The sequence below is a fragment of the Streptomyces sp. NPDC003393 genome (genome assembly GCF_053589015.1).
This window is the reverse complement of record NZ_JBSFRB010000034.1, coordinates 92,755-99,370: the sequence shown is the minus strand read 5'-3', so window position 1 is coordinate 99,370 and position 6,616 is coordinate 92,755. Positions and strand designations below refer to the sequence as shown.

The 6,616-nt window shown below is 73.4% G+C and carries 5 protein-coding genes; 3 read left to right on the top strand and 2 right to left on the bottom strand.

Annotated features, from left to right (window positions below):
• The coding region (locus tag ACWDUZ_RS27790; RefSeq protein ID WP_451634538.1) for an ABC transporter substrate-binding protein at nt 1-1,033 on the bottom strand (1,033 nt) is incomplete at its 3' end.
• A 274-nt stretch (nt 1,034-1,307) separates the two neighbouring features.
• A complete protein-coding gene (locus tag ACWDUZ_RS27785; RefSeq protein WP_451634544.1) occupies nt 1,308-3,872 on the bottom strand; it encodes a CHAT domain-containing protein in 2,565 nt (854 codons plus the stop codon).
• Nucleotides 3,873-4,057: 185 nt separating this feature from the next.
• On the opposite strand from ACWDUZ_RS27785, the gene ACWDUZ_RS27780 reads away from it, so the two are divergent.
• From ACWDUZ_RS27780 to ACWDUZ_RS27770, 3 genes are read left to right on the top strand one after another with little or no spacing between them, the layout of a single operon-like run.
• Nucleotides 4,058-5,497 (top strand): S8/S53 family peptidase, encoded by a 1,440-nt coding sequence (locus ACWDUZ_RS27780; RefSeq protein ID WP_451634537.1) that lies wholly within the window; start codon nt 4,058-4,060, stop codon nt 5,495-5,497.
• A 59-nt stretch (nt 5,498-5,556) separates the two neighbouring features.
• Nucleotides 5,557-6,132: an RNA polymerase sigma factor gene (locus ACWDUZ_RS27775; protein WP_451634536.1), complete on the top strand. Its 576-nt coding sequence runs from the start codon at nt 5,557-5,559 to the stop codon at nt 6,130-6,132.
• Nucleotides 6,129-6,614, top strand: coding sequence for a hypothetical protein (locus ACWDUZ_RS27770; RefSeq protein WP_451634535.1), 486 nt, complete (start codon nt 6,129-6,131; stop codon nt 6,612-6,614). The genes ACWDUZ_RS27775 and ACWDUZ_RS27770 overlap by 4 nt, the downstream gene beginning before the upstream one ends.
• Nucleotides 6,615-6,616 lie beyond the last annotated feature (2 nt).

The following is a 6,616-nucleotide window of genomic DNA, read 5'->3' as shown; positions in this document are numbered from 1 at the left end:
GGTCGTAGATGCCGTCCAGCTTCGGGTCCTGCAGCAGGCCGGACGTGACCGCGTGGCGTGCCTCGGTGTTCAGGGTCGCGGCCAGCGGGTCGTCGAGGAAGGTGATGGACTTCCAGGCCGGGTCCATGACGTCGGCGGGCAGCGCCTTGCCGGACAGCTTCTCCAGCGCCTTGTTGGCGGAGGCCTTCGCCTTCTCCGGGTTGGCGTTGATCCACTGACTGGTCTTCAGCGACCCCCGCAGCACGGCCTCGACGACATCGGGGTGCTCCTTGAGGAACTTCTGCGACACGATGATGTTGGTGATCACGAACTTCTTCTCCGGCCACAGCGCCGACTCGTCCAGCAGGACCTTGGCGCCCTCGGCGACGAGCTTGGAGGCGGTCGGTTCGGGCACCCAGGCGCCGTCGACGGAGCCCGACCTGTAGGCGTCGGGGGTGATCTTGTTGTCGGTGCGGATCACCGACACATCGCCCTTGCCGCTCTGCGCGTCGACCTTCCAGCCCTGCTCGGCGATCCAGTTCAGGAACGCCACGTCCTGGGTGTTGCCCAGCTGCGGGGTGGCGATCTTCTTGCCCTTGACGTCCTTCAGGGTCTTGATCTTCTTCGGGTTCACCACGAGCTTGACGCCGCCGGAGGCGGAGCCGCCGACGATGCGCAGGTTCTTGCCGTGCGACTTGGTGTAGCCGTTGACCGCGGGGGACGGGCCGATCCAGCCGATGTCGACGGAACCGGAGTTGAGGGCCTCGATCTCGGACGGGCCGGCGTTGAAGGTCAACGGCTTGATCGTGGTACCGCCGAGTTCCTTCCGGAACAGGCCCTCCTGCACGCCCACCAGAGCGGTGGCGTGGGTGAGGTTGGGGAAGTAGCCGATCTTCACTTCGTCGGCGGAAAGCTTCTCGGCGCCCGCCGCGGCCGCGTGCTGTCCGCTGTCGTCGCTGGAGTCGGATCCGTATCCGCAGGCGGTGAGCAGGAGGGGGAGGGCCGCTGTGACGGCGAGGACGCGCAGCGCGGTGAGCGGTCTTGCGGCAGACACGGAGGTGTCCTCTCTTGGAGTGATCCGGAAGGCGCGGAACGGTGTGCTGTGCTGAGGGAACCCAGCGGTTCCCTAGTTTTCCTACCTGGTTGATAGGGATCGTGGCAGAAGGTGGCACCCACCCCAAGAGGCTGTTCATATGCTGAACGAGAGCGTCTCGTATAGCGAGATGAAGTCATCGCGGGGCGCGCCCACGGCAAGCAGGGGCACCACCAGTCGAGCGGCGTCCTCGACGCCTCGGCCGCCCGAGCCGTTTGCCTTCCGCCGTGGGCCCTCAGGCCGCGCCGAACGCCGAGAAGGCCCACCCCGTGGCCTGGTGCGTCGCATCGCCCGGCAGGGCGGCCCGCGCGTCGCGCAGGGCCTCGGCCAGGGACAGGCCGGAGCCCAGCCCCTTGTGCAGGGCGAGCATCAACGGCACCACCGCCTCGTCGTTCACCGGCGCGCTGCACGCCACCACCCCGGCGGTGCCGAGCGGAAGCAGCGCCGTGACCAGGCCGAGGAGCTCGTCGGCGCCGACGGAGGCGAACCGGGCGGTGTCGCAGCAGGACAGGATGATCCGGTACGGGCTGCGGTCCAGACGCTCGAAGTCATGCACGATCAGCGGGCCGTCGGCCATCGTCAGCGACGAGAACAGCGGGCTGTCGGCGCGGAAGGTGCCGTGCGCGGCGATGTGCGCGAGCGCGGCCCCGTCCAGCTCCCGCAGCACCCGCGACACATGGGCCTCCTCGCCCTCCAGCACGGTCGGCGACCCGTGGCGGCCCGCCAGTTCCGGCACCTCCGCGCCGCCGGTCGCCAGACCCGGGCCGCGCACCAGGACCTGCCGGGACGCGGGCGGCCGCTGCGTCTCACGGGCGCGCAGCCAGCTGCTCGCCGACGGCGACACGCTCAGCACCCGCTCCCGCAGCGCCGGCAGCAGCGCCCACGGCACCCGGTGCAGCGAGCCCGGCGGCACCACCACGACGGCGCCCGTGCCCAGGTGCCGGGCGGCCGGACCGAGCAGCAGCTCCTGAAGGCGCCGCCCGGCCGCCTCCACCAGCGGCAACCGGGCCGCCGCCCCCGGATGGGCCAGGCGCCGCAGCCCCGCCTGCACATGCTCCGCCTCGACGACCGCGTCCGCGAGCCGGCCGGCCTCGAAGCGCCGTACGCGCCCCTGCCCGCACAGCAGCACATGCACCCGGCCGTCCAGCACGGCCAGTTCGACCAGCCGAGCGTTCCCGAGCCGCGCCAGCAGCCGGGCGGGCTCGAACCGGTCGCCGCCACCCGGCGCCGCACCGCGCAGATGCAGGGTGCGGGAGCGGATCTCCCGTTCCAGGCGCCGCTGTTCCCGCTCCAGCGCCGGGACCGGATGGCCGTCCTGACGGGCCTCCTGCGCCCGAGCGGCGATCTCCCGGAACGCGGTCAGGCCACTGAGCAGCGCCGGATCGGCGGGTGGCCGGGTCGGCGGCGTGGACAGCACCGTGGCCCGCCAGCGCTCGCTCCACACCAGCAGCCGCCTGGGCTCACCCGAGGCGAGGGCCGACTCCTGGGCCAGTGCGGCCAGTTCACCGCCCTGCGCGGTGGCGCGCGCCCGCAACTCGGAGGCGCCGAGCGTCATCCGGTGGTCGTCCAGCACGTCCAGGCCGCGCCGGCAGGCCTCCAGCACACCGCGCCCCGAGCCGGCCGCCCGTGCCCGCAGCGCCTGCGCGGCCCAACCGGTCATCCGTGCCAGCGGCGGCCCGCCGTGCCGGCTGCGCGCGGCGGCGGCCAGATGGTGCTCCGCCTGATCGGTCCGGCCCAGGGCCAGCGCGATCCGGCCCGCCAGCAACGACGCCTCCGGCGCGGCCGGAGAACCGAAGCCGGCCAGCCGCTCGGCCACCGCCGCGGCGTCGGCGACCAGCCGGGCGGAGCGGCGCCCGACGGCCACCCGCGCCTCGATCAGCACCAGCCGGGCATGCGTCTCCCACCAGGCGCGCCGCTGACCCGAGAACAGCCGAACGGCCTTGGTCGCCCGCGCGATCGCCGTGTGCGGATCGCCCGCCAGCCGCGCCGCGCGCGCCGCCGCCAGCAGCAGCTCCGCCTTGCGGGTCGACTGGCCGCCCAGCCGGTCGAGTTCCGCTGTCGCGGTGTCCGCCTCGGCCAGCGCCTCCGGCGCCAGGCCCGCCGCCATCAGCACCTCGCAGCGCCGGATGTTCAGCATGAAGGTGGGCGTGCCCAGTTTGGCGTAGCGCTCCTCGGCCTCGTCCAGCAGCTGCAGCGCCGCCGGGATGTCGCCCCGCCGGAACGCCGCCAGGCCCCGGCTCTCCACGGCGTCGGCCTTGTCGTGCTCCTGGCCGGTGGTGTCCCACAGCGCCTCCGCCGCCGTGAAGTCGGCGTCCGCCCGCTCCACCGCGCCCAGCGCCAGATGCACGGTGGCCCGCAGGGTCAGCGCCCGCGCCGTCCAGATCACGTCGTCGGCCTGCCGCAGCACGGGAACGGCCCTGCGTACGTCCTCCAGCGCCTCACGGTGCCGGCCCAGCACCCACCACACGTACGCCCGCCGGTACAGCACCCGCGCCCGGGTGTGCCCCGTCCCGCGCGCCACACCCTCCTCGAACGCCGCGAGCCCGTCCCGGGTGCGGCCCGCGTGCACCAGCGCGACCCCGAGCGTGGCCAGCACGTCGGCCTCCCGGTCGGCCGAGCCCGCCCGAGCCGCCAGGTCCCGGGCGCGCCGCAGATGCCGCAGGGCCGGGCGCATGTCCCCGAAGTCCCGCTGCCAGATGCCGATCACCTGGTGCGCCACCGAGGCGTGCAGCGGCGGCGGACCGGCGTCCAGCAGCGCCCGCGCCCGCGCCAGCGCCTCGGCCGGGTCGGCGAACACCATCGGCAGCAGTTCCGGCACCGACTCGCTTCCCGCTGTCACCCACCGGATGGTAGTGGCACCGAAGTGCCGCCGGAACCGCGTCCCCGGCGTCCGCGGAACCGCCTCACGGCGTCCGACGCTGTATCAATCGAGGGCCCCGAGGCTCTGACTGACGACCATCGCCCCAAGGGGAGGACACCCGCGCCATGGCACCACAGCGATTCCACGAGCAGTTCGACCAGATCCAGCGCTCGATGCCCGACGTCCCCCTGGCGATGGGCCCGGACGACGCGGCCGAGTTCCTCTACGAGAAGGGGGTCGTCCTCGCCCGCGACGGCGAGGAGGCCCGGCTGGTCGAGGACACCGTCCGCACGCACTTCAGCGCGGCGCCCGACCTCAGCGCCGACCATGTGCGCCGGGCGAGTCCCGAGACCAACCGCACCGGCATCACCCGGATCCAGGTCGGCGACCCCTCGGCCGGCGACCCCGGCGGCGACCTCGCCGTCGCGCGCGCCCTGCGCGCGCTGCGCGAACCCGAGGGACGGGCCGGACGCCGCCTGGTCAGCCGCAACCACGTGGTCTCCATCGCGTCGGTGAACGCCTGCCCGGGCGACGAACCCGTGCCCGCCCCGTTCGGCCGGGGCACCAACCCCGCGCCCGCCGGGGACGCCCACGACCCGGACACCGCCGTCGGCGTCCTGGTCATCGACACCGGCCTCACCCACGACTACCGCGCGGACCCGCTGCTCGCCCACGTCACGGGCGACAGCCAGGTCCGGGAGACGGACGACGACGGAATCCTCCAGCAGTACGTCGGCCACGGCACGTTCATCGCCGGACTGGTCGCAGCGGTCGCGCCCAACACCGACATCACCGTCCGCAACACCCTCAACGACGCCGGCGCCATCCTGGAGTCGGACTTCGGGCACAAACTGTTCGAGGCGGTGGACCAGCACGGCTGGCCGGACATCATCAGCCTCTCCGCCGGCAGCTCCAACGGCCGCGTCGACGGCCTGCTCGGCGTCGACGCCTTCATGCGGGAACTGCGCGCCCGTGGCACCCTGCTCGTCGCCGCCGCCGGTAACAACTCCAGTGCCACCCCCTTCTGGCCCGCCGCCTACGCCGGCCTGTCCGACGACTGGGCCGACTGCGTCCTGTCCGTCGGCGCGCTGCGCGCCGACGGGGAGTTCGGCGCCTGCTTCAGCAACCACGGCGCCTGGGTGCGGGCCTACGCCCCCGGCGAGCGGCTCACCAGCGCGCTCACCGGATTCACGACCCCCGTGCCGTACGTCTACCAGCACTCCACGTACGACGCCTGCCGGTTCGGCTTCCAGTACGCCTGCACCTGCCAGTACCCCCGCCACACCGGCCTGTTGAGCGAGACGCGGGAGAGCACCGGGGGCAAGGCGGACCAGGTGATGTTCGAGGGGTACGCGCACTGGAGCGGCACCTCCTTCGCCACCCCCGTGGCCGCCGGCCTGGTCGCCGCCCACATGAGCGCTCACACGGAGCGCGACCCGCGTGCCGCCTGCCGTCAACTGCTGTCCGCCGACACGGAGTACGCGGAAGTGCGCGGGGCGCACGTTCCCGCGCTGCGTCCGCCCACGTGGCGCCCGGCGCCCGTCCGGCCCCCTCTGCCGGCATGAGTACCGGAACCCTCCCCTCCACGGCGTACGATGACTTGCCGTACACGAGGGGTGAGTCGGTGGATCGTGCAGATGTCGGCGTGCTCGTCCAGTCCGCCGTCGACGGCGACGCGTCGGCCTGGAAGGCGCTGGTGGAGGGGCTCAGCCCGCTGGTGTGGTCGGTGGTGCGCGCGCACCGGCTCTCCGACGCCGACGGGCACGAGGTGTACCAGACCGTCTGGTTCCGCTTCGCCCAGCACCTGGGGCGGATCAGGGAACCGGACAAGGCGGGCTCCTGGCTGGCGAGCACCACGCGCCACGAGTGCCTGAAGACGCTGCGCAGCCTGAGCCGGCTGACGGTGACCGACGATCCGCACCTGCTGGACCGGGTCAGTGAGGACGGCTCGCCGGAGCAGTCGCTGCTCGACTCCGAGGAGGCCGCCGCCCAGAGCGAGCGGATCCGCAGGCTGTGGCAGGAGTTCGAGCGGCTCGGCGACCGCTGCCGCCAGTTGCTGCGGGTACTGATGGCCTCGCCGCCGCCCAGCTACCAGGAGGTGTCCGCCGCGCTGGGCGTCGCCGTGGGCAGCATCGGACCACTGCGTCAGCGCTGTCTGCGGCGCCTGCGCGCACGACTCGACGCACGGGGGACCTCGTGAACGACGACGACCACACCTTCCCGGGCGACGGCGACGACGGCGCCGCCGGGCTCGTGGAGGAGGTGCTGGAGGAGGAGCTGCGGCAGGCCGCCACGGTTCTGGACCCGGTGCCGGAAGCCTTGCGCCAACTGGCCCTCGAGGCCTACGCACTGCACGACCTGGACGCCCGTGTCGCCGAGCTGACCTTCGACTCGCTGCTGCACGCGCTGCCGGTCAGGGGCGCCACCGACCTGCCGCGGATGCTGACCTTCCAGGCCGGCGGGCTGACCGTGGACGTGGAGGTCTCCGGGGACGGCCTGATGGGACAGGTGATGCCGCCGCAGCCCGCCCGGATCGAGGTACTGAGCGGCCCCGGGGCGGGAGCCAGGCTCATGGCCGACGCACTGGGCCGCTTCACCGCCGACGTCCCGCCCACCGGCCCGTTCGCGCTGCGGCTGCGCACGGACGGTCACGTGGTGGTCACGGAGTGGCTGCGGGCCTGACC

Excerpts from the sequence above, each read along its gene's own strand:
- ACWDUZ_RS27785 (WP_451634544.1), bottom strand. The coding sequence starts at position 3,872 with ATGGTGTTCGCCGACCCGGCCGAGGCGCTGGCGCGGGCGCGGGCGCTG.
- ACWDUZ_RS27780 (WP_451634537.1), top strand. The coding sequence starts at position 4,058 with ATGGCACCACAGCGATTCCACGAGCAGTTCGACCAGATCCAGCGCTCG.